This window comes from Qiania dongpingensis (assembly GCF_014337195.1).
In the GTDB taxonomy this organism is placed as follows: Bacteria; Bacillota; Clostridia; order Lachnospirales; family Lachnospiraceae; genus Lientehia; species Lientehia dongpingensis.
The window spans coordinates 1,461,876-1,481,475 of record NZ_CP060634.1 but is presented as its reverse complement, the minus strand read 5'-3'; the positions used below and the strand labels follow the sequence as shown (position 1 = coordinate 1,481,475).

The following is a 19,600-nucleotide window of genomic DNA, read 5'->3' as shown; positions in this document are numbered from 1 at the left end:
AGAGCAGAGAGATGAAAGTATCAGATTATATTGCCGGGTTTTTAAGAGAAAAAGGCGTCGATACTGTTTTTGGGTATCAAGGCTCTTCTATATCTCATACGATTGACTCTATTTCCAGGCAGCCGAATATACATTACATTCAGACTATACACGAACAAGGAGCGGCGTTTGCTGCAAATGGATACGCGCTTGCTAAAAAAAGGTTTGGAGTGGCAGTTGCCTGCAGCGGACCTGGTGCGATTAATTTGATCACGGGTATAGCAAATGCCTATTATGATTCTATTCCCTGCATGTTTATTGTGGGACAGGTAAGTACACCGGAGATTCGGAAGAATAAGTCCATGAGACAGCTAGGCTTTCAAGAAACGGATATTACAGAAATGGTAGAACCTATTACGAAGTATGCGGCGACTGTAATGGAACCGTTACAGATAGCCTATCATCTGGAAAAAGCGTATTTTGAAATGTTAGACGGAAGAAAAGGACCGGTTTTATTAAATGTTCCGCATAATATACAAACGGGAATGATTGAAGAAGATACTGTCAGGCATTTTACTGCGTTGCAAAAAAAGATAGAAGGAGATTTTGAAAAGATTTCAGAAAGCTGGAAAATTATCAGTAAAAGTAAACGGCCTCTGATTTTACTAGGTGGAGGGGCGGAAGGAATAAATGAAGTAAAAGAGTTTATTGAATTTTGCAGTGAGAGCAAAATACCGGTAGTTTCATCCTATAGAGGAAAAGATGTTTTAGATAATACGTTTGATAATTATGTGGGCACTATAGGGGCCTATGGCAATCGCTGTGCAAATTTAGCCGTTAAATATTGTGACGTGTTGCTTGTTCTTGGATCACGGATTGATGGCAGGCAGACAGGCGGAGATTTTAAGCGCTTTGCACCAAATGCATCAGTAATATGTGTGGATATTGATGAAATAGAATTAACGGAAAAACCTGAGGAGTACTGTAAGGTACTTTGTGAAGCGCATGAATATGTTAGGAAGATTTATTCGTTTTTTAGCAAGGAAGGAATGAGAACGGGCTGGTTATTAAATATTAAAGAATGGGAACAACGATACAAAATTGAAGAGGAGTATGAAATAAATGAATTTGTCAATCCCAATAAGCTGATATATGAGTTGACAATCTCATTAGACAATGCGGTCATAAGTACAGATGTTGGGCAGAATCAAATTTGGACAAACGCTTCTTCTATTATTAAGAAAAATTGCCTGTTGATACAGTCCGCCGGTTTGGGTTCGATGGGGTATGCTCTTCCTGCTTCTATCGGAGCATATTTTGCAAACCAGAACAGACAAATAATCTGTATATGCGGAGACGGCGGTTTTCAAATGAATATACAAGAGCTGCAAACGATAGTTACGAACAAAATACCTGTAAAGATATTTTTAATGAATAACAAGTCTCTTGGACTGATACGCATATATCAAGATAAAGCTTTAGGAGCTAATTATGAAGGATCAGTGAGAGGATTTGAATCACCAGACTATAATATGATTGCGCAAGCTTATGGTATGCGTTATATTAAAATTTCGGATAATGAGTATAAAGATAGTTTAAAGGAGATTTTAGATTTAAAAACCTCTTGTATTGTTGAAATAATAATAAGTGATAAATCGACATGTTTTCCAGAACCTACTTATCGTTCAACGGTAGATAAGCAGTCACCTGTCTTGAGTGATGCAGAGATTATGAGAATTGAGGAAGAGATATATGGTAGATAGAAAATATAATATTCTTGTTACAGGTGTTGGAGCGATTATTGGATATGGAATTATCAAATCCTTACGTTCCTCCGGAATTTCGGCAAATATAGTAGGCATGGATATTTATGATGACGCTGTGGGCCAGGCATGGTGTGATAAATTCATTCAGGCAAAGTATGCAAAGGACCCCCTTTATTTGGATTTTCTAAAAGGGATAATCGATGAGCACCAAATAGATTTAGTCTTTTTTGGCACAGAACAAGAAATATATAGAGTTGGATTGAGCGGAGATGAATTCAAGGGGTATAGAAATAAATTTGTACTCAACAAGAAAGAGCTCTTGATTTTATCTCAGGATAAATGGAAGACCTATCAATTTTTGCTGGAACATGGGGGAACCCAATTTGCAATACCCAGCAGGATAGAAGGAGAGTATGATGAGCTGGCGAAAAAATTTGGTGTTCCTTTTATGTTAAAGCCTCGTTCTTCTTATGCTTCTAAAGGAATTAATGTTGTGAAAAATAAGGAGGAATTTGATTTTTATAAAGTTAGGATGAGAGGCAATTTTATGGCACAGCCGGTGATCGGCGATTCTGAACATGAATATACAGTCGGCGTGTTTGGACTGGGTGATGGTACATATTCAGGTATGATTGCGATGCGAAGGAAATTGAGCCAAGAGGGAGCTACTGCGAAAGCAGAAGTGGTTTTAGACACAAAACTGGAGAATACGGTGCAGGCTTTGGTTTCTGTTTTTAAACCAAATGGGCCGACAAATTTACAGTTCAGATATCACGAGGGCAGATATTTGTTATTGGAGATAAATCCAAGAATTTCTTCTTCTACCTCTATGCGGATGGCTTTAGGGTATAACGAGGCTGAAATGTGTATTAGATATTACCTGGAGAGTCAAATAATGGTGCCACAAATCAGTAAAGGAAAAGCGATACGTTACATAGATGAGGTGGTAGTCATATCATGATAGGAATCATATCAGATATACATGGCAATTATCCTGCACTAGAGGCTGTTATAGAAGAACTGGACAAATACGGATGTGATGAAATTTATTGTCTTGGGGACGTGTGCGGTTATTACTGTATGGTAAACGAATGTATAGACTTACTAAGAGAGAGAAACATAACTACCATTAGGGGAAATCATGACAGTTATTTATTAGGAGAGAGTCTATGCCCCCGATCGAACACAGTAAATTTGTGCATAAAATATCAGAAATCTGTTATTAAAGAAGAAAATTATCAATGGATAAAGGGACTTCCTTTATATTTGAATGAAAACAAATTTTGCGCAGTCCATGGCGGATGGGACGATTACTTGGATGAGTATATAGAGGATTTTAATTTTAATGATGAAAAAATAATGAAATTCAATAAAAATATATTTTTTTCTGGTCATACTCATATTCAAAAGTTGCAGTTCCAGAATCAGATGACATACTGTAATCCGGGTTCTGTGGGCCAACCCAGAGATTATATATCATCTGCAGCTTTTGCGGTTTTAGATCATGAAAAAATCCGGATGAAAAGGAAGGAGTATGACATTGACAGAATCAAATATGCAATGATTCAAGAAGGATTTGATGAATATTTTTACTCAAATCTGTACCGAGGATGTAGAATAGGGGAAAAGAGCGGAGCGGAGAAAAGCGTATGAAAAAAATAAAATTGTCCTTTGTGATTCCATGCTATAATTCCGAAAAAACTATTTCTTATGTGGTAGATCGTATTAAGAATGCATTTGTTAACCATAATGAATATTTTTATGAAATTATTTTAGTAAATGATGGATCTAAGGATAATACATTCCATGTTATTAAAAATTTAGCCAAAGAAAATTATAATGTTACAGCGATTGATTTGTCTAAAAATTTTGGCCAGCATTCTGCTCTAATGGCGGGATATGCCAGTGTATCCGGAGATTATATTATCGGCATGGATGATGATGGAGAGCACGATCCACAAGACCTGTTTAAGTTGGTTGAGAAATTAGAAGAAGGTTATGATTATGTTTGCGCAGATTTTGAAAATGATAATAGGTCCAAATTGAAGCATTTGGGTTCAAAGATAAATGATTGGATGGCAACGAAATTAGTTGGAAAGCCACCAAAAGCAATTTTTTCAAGTTATTATATCATGAAAAGATTTATTATTGATGAAATTATAAAATGTAAAAATCCTTTTCCTTATGTAGGAGGTATGATTGTTTCTATAACGAAGAGATTATCTAGTGTTCCTATGGAACGACATACCAGAAAAGCCGGCCGAAGTGGATATAATTTGAGAAATTCTTTTTCCCTGTGGTTGAATGGAGTCACTGCGTTTTCAATAAAGCCGTTAAGATTTGCGGCATTAACCGGAAGTGTGATGGCTATTTGGGGCTTTTTATATGGTTTATATCTAGTTATAAAAAAGCTGTTTTTTCCTGATTTGTTAGTTGGATATGCTTCACTTATGGTCGCTTTATTGGTCATTGGAGGTATATTAATGATAACCTTAGGAATGATTGGTGAATACATTGGAAGGATTTATATTTCATTGAATAATATACCTCAGTATGTTGTGAGAGAAATAATTACAAAGGAAAGTGAAGAAAAAGGGAAAAATGAAGGGGAATAAAATTAAAGATAAACTATATTCCATATTGAAAAGACCAATTAGTACAGCATTAATATCCAGTATTTTTTTTATGATTGTAATGATATTTTTAAAACCGGCTTTTGAGAGTTCAAATGATTGGAATATTATGGTCCAATTGGCTAGGGGAGACAATGCGGTTACTCTTTTTTTATCTCCATTACTTGTGCCTGTTTTTAATCAGTTGTTTGTTTTGAATTCTTCCATACCCTGGTGGACAGTTTTTACATTGTCCGGAATATGGATGTTTTTAATAGCCATTCTTTTTGTGACAGCAAAAAGATATAAAGGGAAGCAAAGGGTGATTTTTTTCATCTTTTGGTTTTTTGCCGTATGGCTGGGATGCGCTCGGAGAATAGATATAGTCCGTACTGCCGCGGCTTTTAGTTCTGCAGGATGGATAAGCATATTATATTCTATATATGAGGAACGGCGGAAGGGTAAAAAAATATTTGAATTTTTATTAGGAGAGGTAATAATTATTTTAGGAGCAATGTTGAATCTAAAGGCTTCTTTATATGTATTACCTTTTATTGTTTTTTGCTTTATATATAAAATATGCAGAAAAAAAATATCAGAAGATAAAAAAAAGAATGGTATCCGCCTCATATTTCTGCTTATTCCTTTATTAAGTGTCGGTGGGCTGCATTTAATGGACAACTATATGATGCCGGATTCGGCAGAGTGGAAAACGTACAGTGAAAAAGCCGCGTTGCTGGATACTATTTGGAGTTGTTCACAAAGCTCTTTGACTTGGGATAACATGGAGGAAATATACCGTGATTTAGGATGGGAAAAGGGAGATGAAGAATTATTAGTATATAAAAAGATTTCAACGGATTCTAATATCTATACGGAAGAGAATTTAGAAAGATTAGCTTCGATAAGTACTTATAATAAATCAGATCAGTTTATGAATGAATTATTTAATTATCTTAAAACAAGTAATATATTGCTACTGTTTATTCTGGAATCCGTTATTTTTTTGTGGCTGGTGGGAAAGGATAGTTGGCTAGCAGCATTTATAACATTTATTGAAGGTGTTATTTTAACCGCTGTTTTGGCAGGTGGAAATACAGCAAATCTTTATAACAGTGAAATTACATTATTATACGGGCTGGTTTTTCTTTTCTTAATTTTGTGTCACGAGGAGAAAAGAAGATCAAGCATATTTGAAGATTTATATCTTTCTGTAAAAATAAAACGCGGAGTAAACAAAGTTAAAAAAGTTTCATTTGCGGTAATTTTGATGGTTCTAGTTTTTATTACATTTTTTTCCGGGTTGATAAAACATAAAGTTTATCAAGGGATTGAGGTTCCCAATAAAGCGGCGGGCGTAGAGACAGTATCGAGAAATCGGCTGAATTATATAAATGATAATAAAGATAAGGTTTACTTGTTACCGTCTTCAGAAGATGAATGGTACAGGACCTTTAGTATATGGGAAACCCCGGATTCAGACTATTGCATCAATTTGTTTTTATTGGGAGGAAAATATTCCGAAACACCATTTAATGTCAATAGACTAAAACAATATGGCTACAGTGACCCATTGAGGAATCTAGTACAGAAATCTAATGCGTATTCTTTATTTGATACAGCAGTATTAAACTTTTTGAAGCGCAACTATGGAGATGATATTACTTGCAGCGGGATAGACTTTTTTCCTGGAGAGGAAAGTACTTATATTGTGAAGTATCTTCTTCCTATTGATGAGCCGATAGACAGATTGGATACCAGTATTGAAATTGATACGAAATCTTTTCAAAATTTAGGAATGTATGGGGAAAGAACCATGTCTGGATCGGTCTCCGGCTTAGGACTGGATGAGATTCAAACGGTTTTTTGCAATGTTGAGTCCGATGAAAAGATATATACTTATCAATTGTCAATGGATGATGAGGGAGAACTGTTCGGCGTGCTATATGGCTTTGCTGATCTGGAGAAAGAGATAACAGACTGCTACTTAGTAGGAGAAAAGACAACGGGAGAAAAAATCTATTTGGGAAATATTATGGATGACATAGCAGCAGAAAAAGAAAGCACTAATGGAGAGTGAAATGCAGAAACGAGAAATTGAAACGCTGAAAAGTGATAAATTGAAGAAAACTGTAATACCTCTTGGACTTGCAACACTTTTTGTTTTTGTCATGATCTTAATGGGGCCTTCTCAGGATACGGGGGATGATGCTTTTATTGCATGGCAATTATCAAGGGGATTTGGATCCATTGCGTCTTTTATCTCGCCATATTTATCTTTGGCTATCAGCACATTATATTCTACTATACCCCAATTGGCATGGTGGAGTATATTTCATGTTTTCAGCGCATGGGTATTACTCTGGGTATGCCTATATATTATTATTAAAAAGTTCAAAGGAATACAGCGGTGGGGAATAAGTATAATAATTATTGCCGCAACGTGGATTGGTATAGTCAAAAATGTGAATTTTACAAGAACTGCGGCAGCCTTTGCAATGGCGGGCGGAATGCTGATTTTGGATTTCTTGCTGGAGAACAGAGTATCATTGAAAATTAATAAAGTGGGCAGTTTTATTTTAGGGCTTATTTTAATTTGCTTAGGTTCTATGACTAGATTTCAGGCGGCATTGCTGGTATTTCCATTTCTTGGGATATGCATTGTTTGGATTGAATTTTATGAAAAGGATTATTGCTTTAAAAGTCTCATAAATAAAAAACTAGTTAAAACTTTAGGATGGTTAGCGGTTCCGGTCATTTCAATTTTTGTTCTGGCATTATTAAACGTTTTGTTTTGGAATACCCATGCTGAATGGAAGGAATATAATGAGTATAATAAAGCGCGGTCAGAAATTTTGGATTATGTAGACTTGTATCCAGCTTGGGAAGAGGCGGAAGAACAGTACAAACAATGTGGATTAAACGATAAAAATGATTTGAATTTATTATTTATGACGGCATTTATAGGGGACAGTGATGTTTATAGTTTAGAAACGCTGCAAAATATTGGAAAGTTGAAAGATGAAAACATACCTCTTTCAGAAAAAATTCAGGGGATGAAAACGCGAGTGGCCTCTATGCTTAAGGAAGGTAAGGTCTTGATATGTGTCTTCTTTTTGGCGTTCATTTTGTATTATGGTTTTAATAAGAAAGCGTTTTTGCCCATAGGTATAAATCTGTTCTGTGCATTTGGATTTTTAATTGTATTCTCTTATTTGGGAAGAATGATGCTGAGAGTTTGGGAGCCTACTTTGTTATGCATGATGGGAGCAATCATAGTATTATTTGGAAATATGAGAGCAAATGATATAGAGCGTGAATATGAAATACAACTCATATATAATCCAAGGGATCGTAAAAAAACGAGATATCGGTCATTTCTCAAATTCACAGTTTCGGATTTATTCTTAGGATTACTGTGCTGTATTATTTTCCTGGGTTCAATAAATGTTTTTAGCGATTTAAAATCATTGAGTTTGCCCACATATGATGTTGACAGGGATGAGATAACGAGAGCAAGAGCGGAATTTATTGATGCTTCTCGAGACGAAATTTATCTTCTGTTTTTCCCCTTGATTCATCATCCGCCTCAGCCAGGAACATTTGGCTTATGGGAGCCGCTGCCTGCGGATTATTGTCCGAATTATTTTGCATTGACTAACTGGGATGCTACAACTCCGACAAATATAAATAGATTAAAAGCGTATGGAATCGGCAATCCGGTAAAAGCACTTTTTGAGAGGGATGATACTTACAGTGATTATGATAGAAATGTCTTTGATTTCATAAGACACCATTATGGAGAGAACATTACCTGCAGCAAGGTGAAAAACTTTAAAGATGAAGGCCTTATTGTACAATATTCGCAGCCAATTCTAAAAGAGAATATAAAAGAGAATGTAAAAAGCAAAGTCGAAATAGTAAAAGATGAATATCTTGTTTACGGGGGTGAGAATGGTTTTCATATTAAGGGCTCATTAGATGTAAAAGAGGATATGGATATAAAAGCGCTTTATTGTAATGTGCAATCAGAAGATGGTATACTATCATATAGACTGAATTGGTCTGAGGAACGATTCGAGGGTATATTTCTCGATGTTGAGGATGGCTCTTTGGATAACCAAGAATTATATTTAGTTGGAAAAACGGAGAACGGCGAATATTTTCAACTTGGAGATATAGAATTAGAAAGTCGCGAGTAAGGTCTGAAATATTTAGGTACTTGTTCAGGAATAGTTTTGGGGGCGTTCTATTTTGGACTGATTGAGTATAGTGATTTGCACTTTCTAATATGTTTAAGCGTATTTAGGATGAGAAGTTTCACATAGCCTTTCTCCATCTCATCGCACCCTTCCAGCAGCTCCGGAATTCCGCTTCTGTATATAGGCGGAATTTGTTCCGGAGCTTCTGATTTGAGCCGGGTGCCCAATATGAGCTCATCCAGGGAAACATGGAATTCTAAACAAAATTTTATCAGGACGCTTGTGGAAAGTGTTTCCTTTCCGCGCTCTGCTTTTCCCATATGTCCCACCCCAACGCTCAGTATCTCACTGAGCTTTTCTTGTGTCAGTCCCTCTGACTTTCGGACCGCGCGGATTCTCCGGCCAATCGCCTCCGCGTCTTCTTTTGTATTGTACGGCTTCATGAAACATCCTCCCTGATTATTGCTTCGGCTTTATGTAAACAGTGATAAGCTTTTGCAACGTAGTGTTCAACTGTTCAATAATCTGATAGAGCTGTTCGTTTTCTGCTTCCAGTGTAGATACTCTTAACCGCAGTGACTTGTCAGTCCTGGGAACCTTTTTCATTATATTACTACCCCCGTTTTTATTATCATTCTGGATGCAAAGGTCCACTCCCAGTATAATGGAAAAAGCTGAGAATGTATAGATTAAATGGTCGACAAATTGTAACAAAGAGAGGGGAAAGCCGGCAGAATTTGCAGAACTTGCATTTTTCCCTCTTTTCCGCTATAATAGATGAGCTGCGTAATTGACGGTCCTTTCTATAAGCGTTTGATACTGAAATGGAGATGCGGTTTTATATGGAAAAAGTGACGATTATCATCCCCAATTACAATGGAAAAAAGTTTATGGAAGGCTGTATGGCGGCATTGGAGGGACAGGCTGGTCTGGACTTTAAGGTGCTGCTGGTAGATAATGGGTCCGCTGACGGAAGCCTGGAGTATATCAGGGAACACTATCCGGAGCTTGAGGTGATTGCTTTGGATAAGAACTATGGGTTCAGCCGGGCGGTGAACGAAGGGATACGGGCGGCGGAGACTCCGTATGTGATTTTGCTGAATAATGATACAAAGGTCAGGCCTGGATATGTGGCGGCTTTAGTCCGGATGATGGACGAGCATCCGGAAGCTTTTTCGGCCAGTGCAAGAATGATCCAGATGCATCACCCAGAACTTTTAGATGATGCCGGGGATCAATACACCATTTTGGGCTGGGCCTTTCAGCGCGGAGTGGCACATTCCACAAAGCGGTACCGGAAACCGGCGAGGGTGTTTTCCGCCTGCGCGGGAGCAGCGATTTATCGGCGCAGTGTGTTTGAAAAAATCGGTTATTTTGATGAAAAACATTTTGCGTATTTGGAAGATTTGGATGTGGGATATAGAGCGAGGATACATGGCTGGCAGAATCTGTACTGCCCGGATGCTGAAGTGGAGCATGTGGGGAGCGGGACCAGCGGTTCCAAATATAATAAATTCAAGGTCAGGCTGGCAGCACGCAACAATGTATATCTGAATTATAAAAATATGCCGGTCCTTCAGTTCGCGCTTAATTTTCCGACACTTCTTATCGGCTGTCTGATAAAAATGCGGTTCTTTAAAAAAAGAGGATTTGGAGAAGACTATAAAGAGGGCCTCCTTGAAGGCTGGTCAACCAGAAAGGAATGCAGAAAAGTGCCGTTTTCTTTCAGGCATTTATGGAATTATTTTTGCATTCAGGCAAGGCTGGCCGCGGGGACCTTTATATATGCCTATGAGTTTCTCCATAGGAAGCTTATAAAACCTGCTGAGAAATGACCGGTACATGCCGCCGGTTAAGAAAACATTAAGAATAGTTCTTAATTTTTCTGTTGCCCTTTGACGACAGATAATGTATGATATAAAACGATAAATACCAATGTCTTTTTCTTTGTTTTATGGGAGATTTTGGCGGGTGACACTGTATTATCGGGGAAGGTCATATAGGTGAAGCGCCTTGATTAAAGACAATCAGAAGCATCTGAACCGCATCCATGTGGTGATCGATGCTGTTATCATAGTTATTTCCTATCTCATAGCGTATTGGCTGATATTCGGATATATGGGAAAGTATCCGGGAATCCCCAAGGGGGTTTATTTCAGCGCTTTGTTCTTTATCGTGCCTGGAGGTCTGGGGTTATATTGGTTCTTTCATTTATATGAACCGATGAGGGTTATGGGCAGACGCCTTGAGCTTTTCAATGTATTAAAAGCGAATCTGGTGGGGCTTTTGACGATCACTTTGGTCCTGTATTTGGCAAAGGAACGGCTTCAGCATTTTTCGCGGCCGATGGTTTTCTTATTTATCGGGTTTAATTTTGTTTTTGAGGCAGTTTTCCGTCTGACACTGAGAAGTATTTTACGTTCGTTCCGAAGAAAAGGATATAATCAAAAACATGTATTGCTGATCGGTTACAGCCGGGCGGCACAGGGCTATATTGACAGAGTTCTTGCAAACCCCGACTGGGGCTATATCATCCGCGGTATTCTGGACGATCATGCAGAACGCGGGACGGAATACAAAGGGGTCCGCGTGCTGGGGCATATCGCGAATCTGGATGAGATTCTTCCGATGAACCGTTTAGACGAAATAGCGATTACGCTCAGTATCAATGAATACGATAAACTGGAGCGGATCGTGAATGCCTGTGAGAAATCGGGCGTGCATACGAAATTCATTCCGGATTACAATAAGGTTATACCGACTAAGCCGTATACAGAAGATTTGCTGGGACTTCCTGTGATCAATATCCGCAATGTTCCGCTTACAGATTCTTTCAATGCGGCGCTTAAGCGGACCATGGACATTCTGGGAGGGACTTTCGCTTTGATCTTATTTTCGCCGGTCATGCTGGTGGTAGCGATAGCTGTAAAGCTGACGTCCCCCGGACCGGTCATCTTCAGCCAAGAGCGGGTTGGCCTTCATAATCGGTCTTTTAAAATGTATAAATTCCGTTCCATGGAGGTACAAAAGCCTACGGATGAGAAGACGGCCTGGACGACGAAAGGCGATCCCCGCGTTACCTCCATAGGAAGATTCATCAGGAAAACGAGTATTGATGAGCTGCCGCAGCTTTGGAATATCGTCAAAGGTGATATGAGCCTTGTGGGACCGAGGCCGGAGCGCCCTCACTTTGTGGAAAAGTTCCGTGAAGAGATTCCCAGATATATGGTCAAGCATCAGGTGCGGCCGGGCTTGACCGGCTGGGCGCAGGTAAATGGGTACCGTGGCGACACATCGATTACTAAGCGGATTGAATATGATTTATATTATATAGAGAACTGGAGCCTAGGACTGGATTTTAAGATTATTTTTCTGACGTTTTTTAGAGGGTTCGTCAACAAGAACGCATATTAAGGGTGGTTACACGTGCGGAAAGGAAATAAAGGATGAAGTACAGAGACGAAGATTATGAATATGAAAAACGCAGACGGGAGCTGGAGCAAAGGAAAAGGACCCGTCCCGATGCGGAGATGACCTCCCAGAGAAGAAGAAATTCTTCACAGCAGGCGGGGAGCCGTTCCGCGGGAGGGCAGGACAGCTATGCCAGGAGATGTTCCCAGTCCTATGGAACCAGCCCCAAAAGGACTGGACAGAGTTACAGCAGTGCGGAGTCTTATGGAGGCCGCCGTCCGTCTGGGACAGCGAACTCGTCTGCCAGGCGCGCTCCTCAGGGAAGCAGCGCGGGGAGGAACGCATCCGTCTCCGGTGTGAGACAGCCGTCCAGGACCGCCAGGCCCATAGGAGTTGATCCTTATGACAGAAGTTATTCGTCATCTAATAGGAGTGGGGGAGACGGTTATTATTCTGATATGTCAGCCCGAAAGCGCCAGAGACCGGTGGAGGAGCCGGTTGAAAGGAGAGGGAAAAAACAGCTTTCAGCCAAGGCCAAGAAAAGGAAACGTACCAGGAAGGTCTTGTTTGCGGTAGAGGGCGTTTTGCTCTGTTTAGTATTGGCGTGTCTGTTTGTATTGTCCAAATGGGATTTGATCCAGAAGGCGTCTTTTGGGAAAAAAGATGTCCACGTCAATGATCTGTCGCAGAATGTAATAGAGAGTATGGAAGGCTTTTCCACGATTGCTGTGTTTGGCGTAGATACCAGAACTCTGGAGACGGGGCGGAGCGACGTCATCATGATAATCAACGTGAACAATGCCACGAAAGAGGTAAAGCTGGCATCGGTTCTCCGTGACACGTATTGGAATGTTCCGGATGCCACAACAGGCAATGAGGATAAATATGCCAAGGCAAATAACGCCTATCATACAGGCGGCGCGGAGAATGCACTCAAAGCGCTGAATAAAAACCTGGATCTACAGATCACCGATTATGTGACGGTGAACTGGTACGCGGTCTCTTTGGCTATCGATCATCTGGGAGGTATTGATATTGATGTGCCGGAGAGTATGATGGGAGAAATCAACGGTTATATTACAGAGACGGTGGAGTCCACCGGGAGAGGTTCCCATCATTTGACGGAGTCCGGATATCAGCATCTGGATGGCATCCAGGCTGTGGCGTTTTGCCGAATCCGGCACAATAATGGCGGTGATGACGGACGAGCAGACCGCCAGCGCCAGGTGGTCGGACTGATGCTGGAGCAGGCTAAGAAAGCCGGGCCTACTACTTTATTGAAAATTTGCGAGACGGTATTCCCTGAGGTGAGTACAAACCTTACATTGGCCCAGGTGATTTCTCTGGCAGGCAGTGCCAATGACTACCAGATCACCCAGAATATCGCGTTCCCTTATCACCAGGTCGACGCTTTGGTGGGAAGCGCGTCGGTCAAAGTTCCGCTGGGGCTGGCAGAGGATGTGACGCAGCTTCATAACGACTTGTTTGGAGATACCGGTTATACGCCTTCTGAGACTGTAAAGCAGATCAGCAATAAGATTGAATCCCAGACGGGATATGGCCTGAGTGACAGAAATGATTGATTAAAAATGATATAGGCGTATGTTAAAGCGGGCGCAGGAATGCGGCCGCTTTTATACTGTGTGAAATACAAAGTTTTTTCACGGGGATGACACAGTTTTATCACAATTAACTGTTATTCTATGGTCATAAAAGAAATCAAGACAGGATCAAGATAAAATAATTAAGAAGAAAGGAAATGATAGTATGAGTGAATATTATGAAAACGGTGGTTTTCAGTATGGAGATGGCTCAGACGAGAATCAGCAGTCTTCTGTTTACACATATATTCCCACAGAGCCAATTGAACCGGAGACCATAAAAAAACCGGAAAAAAAGAAAAAGAAAAAAGGCGGAAACGTCTGGAAGAAGCTGGGGGTATTTCTTCTCTGCGGCATCATGCTCGGCGGAGCAGGTGCGGGAACCTTCATCGGTGTGATGAAAGCGAGCGGATATGAAGCTAAAATGCAGAAAGCCATTGACGCGGCAAATCAGACTAACACGCCTAAGGTGGCGACAGCGGAGACGACTCCTACCAGCGCCAACAACGGGGGAGAAAGTTCTTCCGGTTCGGTGGCGGATGTGGCGGAAAGTGCCATGCCTTCCATTGTTGCCATTACCAATACGCAGATTTATCAGAACAATAACTGGAATTATTTCTTTGGGGGAGGCAGCCAGGAAGTGACCGGCAGCGGATCCGGTATCATAATCGGACAGAATGATAAAGAGCTGCTCGTGCTGACGAATTATCATGTGATCGATGGAGCCAGCTCCCTTAAAGTTACTTTTATTGATGACAGCGTGGTGGATGCCAATATCAAGGGCACAGCAGAAAGCAATGATCTGGCTGTGATCTCAATTCCTCTTGAGTCTCTGAGCAGTGACACTCTGAATGCGATAAAGATCGCAAAGATGGGAGATTCCAACAGTCTCAGAGTCGGCGATGAAGTGATCGCCATCGGGAATGCCCTTGGATATGGACAGTCACTGACCTACGGACATGTCAGCGCCCTGAGCCGTGATGTGACAATCGACAACAAGACTCTGACCCTTCTCCAGACAGACGCGGCGATCAACCCCGGCAACAGCGGAGGCGCGCTTCTGAATATGAATGGTGAAGTGATCGGCATCAATTCCGCGAAATATTCCAGTGAAGATGTGGAAGGAATGGGATTTGCTATCCCGATTTCTGAGGCAGAGGATATCATAAACGACCTGATGTCTAAGGAAACAAGAACAGCGGTGGGAGAGGACGAGGCTTCCTATCTGGGCATCGAGGGAGTAGCGATGGACGCTTCCAATGCTAAAGTCTATAATATGCCGCAGGGTATATACGTATATGGCCTCGTGGAAAATGGTCCGGCCTACGTCTCAGGCCTGAAGGAAAAGGATATCATAACTGCTATTGAAGGAACCAATGTTACTACGATGGATGAACTGAAGGAGCAGCTCACCTATTATGCTGGAGGAACCACTGTTGAACTGACCGTTCAGAGGCTGGTGGATGGAGAATATCAGGAACAGAAAATTTCTGTTACCTTAGGATATAAGAAAGATTATCAGAATCAGAACAGCCAGCAGTCGAATACACAGCAGCCGGGTATTCAGATACCAGGGCAGAATCAGTAAATAAGCCCTTTCTGGCTTTAAGATGCCGGAACGAAAATAAGACTGCAAGACAATGCCCCAGGGACTGCGCGGAGTAAACTCCGCATAGTTCCCGGGGCGTTTTTATCTTTTAAGAAAATCTTGGAAGCCAGAGCTAATCAACGCGCACTGCCTTCAGGCGTATACGGACGTAATCTGCGTGCCAGATACCGCCACGGAAAAGGGCTGGCCGTGTTTCCTCAGCAGCTTCTTTGATAATATCCAGAGATGTTTCCGGAGAAAGGCTGCTGAATGGTTCTTTTATAAACATCCGTATCCAGTCGGCGACGCCGTCCGGTCCCTCCAAAGGCGTGAAACGGTCAAAAAGAGAAGCATACACAGTCCGGAGGCCGTGGCGTTCCAGTATGGGCGTATATTCTCCGATGGTGGGAAAATAAAAGGTGTTTGCGTAAGGGATGCCACGGCGGGAAAAGGCCTTTGCCAGAGCGTCATGAATAATCCCGGCGCACCCATGCCCTCCGAATTCACAGACCAGCTGTCCGCCGGGTTTTAAAGACTTACGGATACAGGAAAGCAGGGCATCCTGATCGTCGATCCAATGGAATACGGCGTTGGAGAAGACTGCATCCGCCGGTTCCTCCAGGGAAAAGTCAGTGGCATCCGCCTGTAAGAAAGTCAGATCAGGATGAAGTGCTCTGGCGGTCTTTAACATTTCTGCAGAAGCGTCCATTCCGATGACCTTTGCGCCTGCCAAATCAAGCTTTTCCGTGAGGGCGCCGTTGCCGCAGCCGAGATCCAGGACTGTCTGTCCGGGAGTCAGATCCAGGAGCTTCAGGACGTCTTCTCCATAGTGATGGACAAATCCGAACTGTTCCGTGTATTTGTCGGCATTCCAGTTTATGTTCATGGCCATATCCTCCGGTTTCAATATATTTTCTTGTGTTTTTTATTATACTGCGGTATGATGACAGCGTCCAGAATAATAGGATTTATTCATATTTGGTTAATAAAAAGTTTACTTGTCCGTGCCATTGTTCTCATATATAATGGAGAAAGAGAAAAGAGGAGAGATATATGTCAGAAGAATATAATAAAAACGATAAGAATGATAATATAGAAACAGAATTTACGGAAGAGAACCATACGGATATTCAAAAAGAGGATGTGTCTGACACGGCGGCGGCAGAAGAAGCCGCGCAGGACAGCGACGACGATGACGATTATGAGATGATATGCTGTATGTGCCACAGGCCGGAGAGTAAAGCCGGGAAAATGATCACCATGCCCGGCGGCATCGTCATTTGTTCTGATTGCATGCAGAAAGCCTTTGATACCTTTGACAAAAATGGTTCCCCGTACGGCGTAAATGTCAATATTCCCGGCAATGGACAGGGCGGTCTCGACCTTTCCGGCCTTTCCAATATGCCGGGGGTGGGCGTCATAAATCTGGCGGATCTTGGCCTGGGTGAGAGGGAAATTCCCAAAAACCAGAAGGTGAAGAAAAAGAAGGCCAAAGATGAGAAACCGAAGTTTGACCGTCGGGTGATTCCCGCGCCTCATAAAATCAAAAAGATGCTGGATGAGTATGTGGTCGGGCAGGAAAAGGCGAAGAAAGCCATATCCGTGGCGGTGTACAATCACTATAAGCGGGTCGGCTCTGATAACGCCGACGGCGTAGAGATTGAAAAGTCCAACATGCTGCTCCTGGGGCCCACGGGCAGCGGAAAAACGTACCTGGTAAAGACGCTGGCGAGGCTTTTGGATGTGCCCCTGGCCATTGCGGATGCCACCTCTCTTACGGAGGCAGGATATATCGGGGATGACATTGAGAGCGTGGTCTCCAAGCTCCTGGCGGCGGCCGGGAACGATGTGGAGAAGGCAGAGCGCGGAATCATCTATATTGATGAGATCGATAAGATCGCCAAGAAACGTAACACGAATACGAGGGATGTCAGCGGAGAATCCGTTCAGCAGGAGCTTCTGAAGATGCTGGAGGGAAGCGAGGTTGAAGTACCGGTGGGGGCCAACAGCAAGAATGCGATGGTTCCTATGACAACGGTGAATACGACGAACATCCTGTTCATCTGCGGCGGAGCGTTTCCGGACCTGGAGGAGATCATCAAGGAGCGGCTGACGAAAGAATCCTCCATAGGCTTTAAGGCGGAGCTGAAGGATAAATACGATAAAGAAGAGAACCTGCTCTGCAAGGCAGAGATCGACGATCTGAGAAAATTCGGAATGATCCCGGAGTTCTTGGGACGGCTTCCTGTTCTGGTATCTTTGGAGGCACTGACGAAGGAATTCATGGTACGTATCCTGAAGGAGCCGAGGAACGCCATCCTGAAGCAGTATGAAAAGCTCCTTCAGATGGATGAGGTACAGCTTTTGTTTGAAGATGAGGCGCTGGAAGCCATTGCGGAAAAGGCGATGGAGAAGCATACCGGCGCCAGAGCGCTCCGGGCAATCCTGGAGGAGTACATGCTGGACATCATGTACGAGATACCGAAAGATGACAACATCGGCCGCGTGACGATCACGAGAGCCTATATTGAAAAGACCGGCGGTCCCATAATCGATATGAGAGGAGTCATGAGACTGGGAGTTCATGCATAGCATAATACGATGAATAGAGTGGGAATGTGTCAGCCATATGGAAGACGGCCGAAAGATAGACACCCGAATAGTTGGATTGGAAGGACAAGAGCTGCCGGAGGATGAAAGTCCTTTAAATGATACCGCCGAGGCGTGCCGAGAGCGTATACTGTCGGATGATTATGAAGATTTCATCTATCCTCTGGATCAGTGGAATCCCATTGATGAGCTGGGCAGTTCCTTTTGTGTGGAGAGAGCTTCAGAGTATCAGGGAATCTTACATATAAGCAAAAGATACCTGCCTCCTTTGTCGGTTCAGTTTTATGATTACGCGACGATCCCCAAGCTCTATGGGCTCACGGATACGACCAGCATGGAAGCGTCGGGAATCCTGCGTACAAAGAATCAGCCGGTCCTGAACCTGACGGGGAGAGGGGTGCTGGTGGGGCTGATCGACACCGGGATCGATTATCAGAACCAGGTATTCCGGAATGCGTCGGGAAGGACCAGGATACTTCGGATCTGGGATCAGACCATTCAGACGGGAAAGCTGCCTGCCGGAATCCAGTACGGTTCCGAATATACAGAGGACGATATCAATGAGGCTCTGGCATCCGGCGACGCCCTTTCCATCGTCCCCTCTGTGGACCAGGAAGGGCACGGAACTTTTTTGGCTTCCATAGCGGCGGGGAGCGAGCTCCGGGAAGAAGAGTTCACAGGAGCCGCTTCCGCAGCGTCCATAGCTATGGTGAAGCTGAAGCCGGCCAAAGCGTATCTCCGGCAGTATTATTTGGTCAAAGAGTCGGCAGAAGCCTATCAGGAAACGGATCTTATGATGGGGGTGCGGTATCTGCTGGAAATCAGCCGGGAGCTTGGGATGCCCCTCGTGATCCTCATTGGCGTGGGGACTAACTGGGGGGATCACGCAGGAAACGCGCCTCTCAGCCAGACTCTGAATAATGCGGCGGTCCAGCTTGGCACGGCGGTGGCGATAGCGGCCGGGAATGAGTCCAACAGATCGCATCATTATTTCGGAACGATTGCAACCAGAGGCGGAAATGACTTTGTAGAGATCCGAGTGCCTCAGAATGAAAATGGGATAACCATGGAGCTTTGGGCGGAGGCGCCGGAGGTCTATGGGATACAGATTCTTTCTCCCACGGGTGAAGGCACCGCGCGGGTGGTGCCGAGGCTCAACCAGAACAGTGTGTTCCAGTTTACCATGGAAAGAACAGTGATCTATGTGGACTATCAGCTGATCGAGAAGGGCTCAGGCAGCAGTGTGATCCGGATACGAATGGCAGACCCGACGCCTGGAATCTGGACGCTGGCTGTATACAATGAGCAGTTTTCCAATGGGCAGTTCCACATCTGGCTGCCGATGGAGGAGTTCGTAGAGGAGGATACCGTATTCTTGAGGCCGAATCCTGATACGACACTGACGGTCCCGTCGGGGGCACAGTACCCGATAACCTTCGGGGCGTATAACCACAGGCTGAACAGCCTCTATATCCATTCCGGGCGCGGTTACAGCAGGACGGGGGACGTCAAGCCGGATCTGGTGGCGCCGGGAGTTGATGTATACGGAGCTTTTCCGGGCGGCAGATTCGGGACAAAAAGCGGTACCAGCATAGCCGCCGCCCATGGGGCAGGAGCCGCTGCTCTTCTTCTGGAATGGGGGATCATACAGGGGAATTATCCGGCGATGAGGACCCGGGATATTAAAAGCCTGATGATCAGAGGGGCCGACCGTTCGGCCAATGTGTCCTACCCCAACAGGGCAACCGGTTACGGAGGGCTGAACCTGTTCCGGGTATTTCAGACGATATCTTTGTGAAAAACATTTATATATGATCTATTGTGAATTATC

At 43.1% G+C, this 19,600-nt stretch carries 14 protein-coding genes; 12 read left to right on the top strand and 2 right to left on the bottom strand.

Annotated features, from left to right (window positions below; genetic code table 11):
- Nucleotides 1-11: 11 nt before the first annotated feature.
- Genes H9Q78_RS07030 through H9Q78_RS07005 form a run of 6 tightly spaced genes read left to right on the top strand, consistent with a single transcriptional unit; the run spans nucleotide 12 to nucleotide 8,559 of the window.
- A complete protein-coding gene (locus H9Q78_RS07030; protein WP_249304604.1) occupies nucleotides 12-1,742 on the top strand; it encodes a thiamine pyrophosphate-binding protein in 1,731 nt (576 codons plus the stop codon).
- Nucleotides 1,732-2,706 (top strand): ATP-grasp domain-containing protein, encoded by a 975-nt coding sequence (locus H9Q78_RS07025; RefSeq protein ID WP_249304601.1) that lies wholly within the window; start codon nucleotides 1,732-1,734, stop codon nucleotides 2,704-2,706. The genes H9Q78_RS07030 and H9Q78_RS07025 overlap by 11 nt, the downstream gene beginning before the upstream one ends.
- A complete protein-coding gene (locus H9Q78_RS07020; RefSeq protein ID WP_249304599.1) occupies nucleotides 2,703-3,398 on the top strand; it encodes a metallophosphoesterase family protein in 696 nt (231 codons plus the stop codon). Before H9Q78_RS07025 ends, H9Q78_RS07020 begins: the two co-directional genes overlap by 4 nt.
- Nucleotides 3,395-4,360, top strand: coding sequence for a glycosyltransferase family 2 protein (locus H9Q78_RS07015; RefSeq protein WP_249304598.1), 966 nt, complete (start codon nucleotides 3,395-3,397; stop codon nucleotides 4,358-4,360). The genes H9Q78_RS07020 and H9Q78_RS07015 overlap by 4 nt, the downstream gene beginning before the upstream one ends.
- Complete coding sequence (locus H9Q78_RS07010; protein WP_249304596.1) at nucleotides 4,347-6,437, top strand: hypothetical protein; 2,091 nt, start codon at nucleotides 4,347-4,349, stop codon at nucleotides 6,435-6,437. The genes H9Q78_RS07015 and H9Q78_RS07010 overlap by 14 nt, the downstream gene beginning before the upstream one ends.
- 1 nt (nucleotide 6,438) lies before the next feature.
- Nucleotides 6,439-8,559, top strand: coding sequence for a hypothetical protein (locus tag H9Q78_RS07005; RefSeq protein WP_249304594.1), 2,121 nt, complete (start codon nucleotides 6,439-6,441; stop codon nucleotides 8,557-8,559).
- Nucleotides 8,560-8,606: 47 nt separating this feature from the next.
- Here the strand turns inward: H9Q78_RS07005 and H9Q78_RS07000 are convergent, their stop codons facing one another.
- On the bottom strand, nucleotides 8,607-9,002 hold the full coding sequence (locus tag H9Q78_RS07000) for a helix-turn-helix domain-containing protein (protein ID WP_249304593.1): 396 nt from the start codon (nucleotides 9,000-9,002) through the stop codon (nucleotides 8,607-8,609).
- Nucleotides 9,003-9,401: 399 nt separating this feature from the next.
- Between H9Q78_RS07000 and H9Q78_RS06995 the strand changes: the two genes are divergently transcribed.
- From H9Q78_RS06995 to H9Q78_RS06980, 4 genes are all read left to right on the top strand, one after another.
- Nucleotides 9,402-10,394, top strand: a complete 993-nt coding sequence (locus tag H9Q78_RS06995; RefSeq protein WP_249304591.1) for a glycosyltransferase family 2 protein — start codon at nucleotides 9,402-9,404, stop codon at nucleotides 10,392-10,394.
- Nucleotides 10,395-10,572: 178 nt separating this feature from the next.
- Nucleotides 10,573-11,973: an undecaprenyl-phosphate glucose phosphotransferase gene (locus tag H9Q78_RS06990; protein WP_249304589.1), complete on the top strand. Its 1,401-nt coding sequence runs from the start codon at nucleotides 10,573-10,575 to the stop codon at nucleotides 11,971-11,973.
- 32 nt (nucleotides 11,974-12,005) lie between these two features.
- Complete coding sequence (locus tag H9Q78_RS06985; RefSeq protein WP_249304588.1) at nucleotides 12,006-13,553, top strand: LCP family protein; 1,548 nt, start codon at nucleotides 12,006-12,008, stop codon at nucleotides 13,551-13,553.
- Nucleotides 13,554-13,737: 184 nt separating this feature from the next.
- On the top strand, nucleotides 13,738-15,159 hold the full coding sequence (locus H9Q78_RS06980; protein WP_249304586.1) for a S1C family serine protease: 1,422 nt from the start codon (nucleotides 13,738-13,740) through the stop codon (nucleotides 15,157-15,159).
- Nucleotides 15,160-15,292: 133 nt separating this feature from the next.
- Here the strand turns inward: H9Q78_RS06980 and H9Q78_RS06975 are convergent, their stop codons facing one another.
- The gene (locus H9Q78_RS06975; protein ID WP_249304584.1) at nucleotides 15,293-16,045 is read right to left on the bottom strand and encodes a class I SAM-dependent methyltransferase; all 753 of its coding nucleotides are present in this window, start codon (nucleotides 16,043-16,045) and stop codon (nucleotides 15,293-15,295) included.
- Between the two features lie 167 nt (nucleotides 16,046-16,212).
- On the opposite strand from H9Q78_RS06975, the gene clpX reads away from it, so the two are divergent.
- Nucleotides 16,213-17,751 carry an ATP-dependent Clp protease ATP-binding subunit ClpX gene (gene clpX / locus H9Q78_RS06970; RefSeq protein WP_249304582.1) on the top strand — a complete coding sequence of 513 codons (1,539 nt, stop codon included), beginning with the start codon at nucleotides 16,213-16,215 and terminating at the stop codon, nucleotides 17,749-17,751.
- Nucleotides 17,752-17,788: 37 nt separating this feature from the next.
- Nucleotides 17,789-19,567 carry a S8 family peptidase gene (locus tag H9Q78_RS06965; protein ID WP_249304580.1) on the top strand — a complete coding sequence of 593 codons (1,779 nt, stop codon included), beginning with the start codon at nucleotides 17,789-17,791 and terminating at the stop codon, nucleotides 19,565-19,567.
- Nucleotides 19,568-19,600 lie beyond the last annotated feature (33 nt).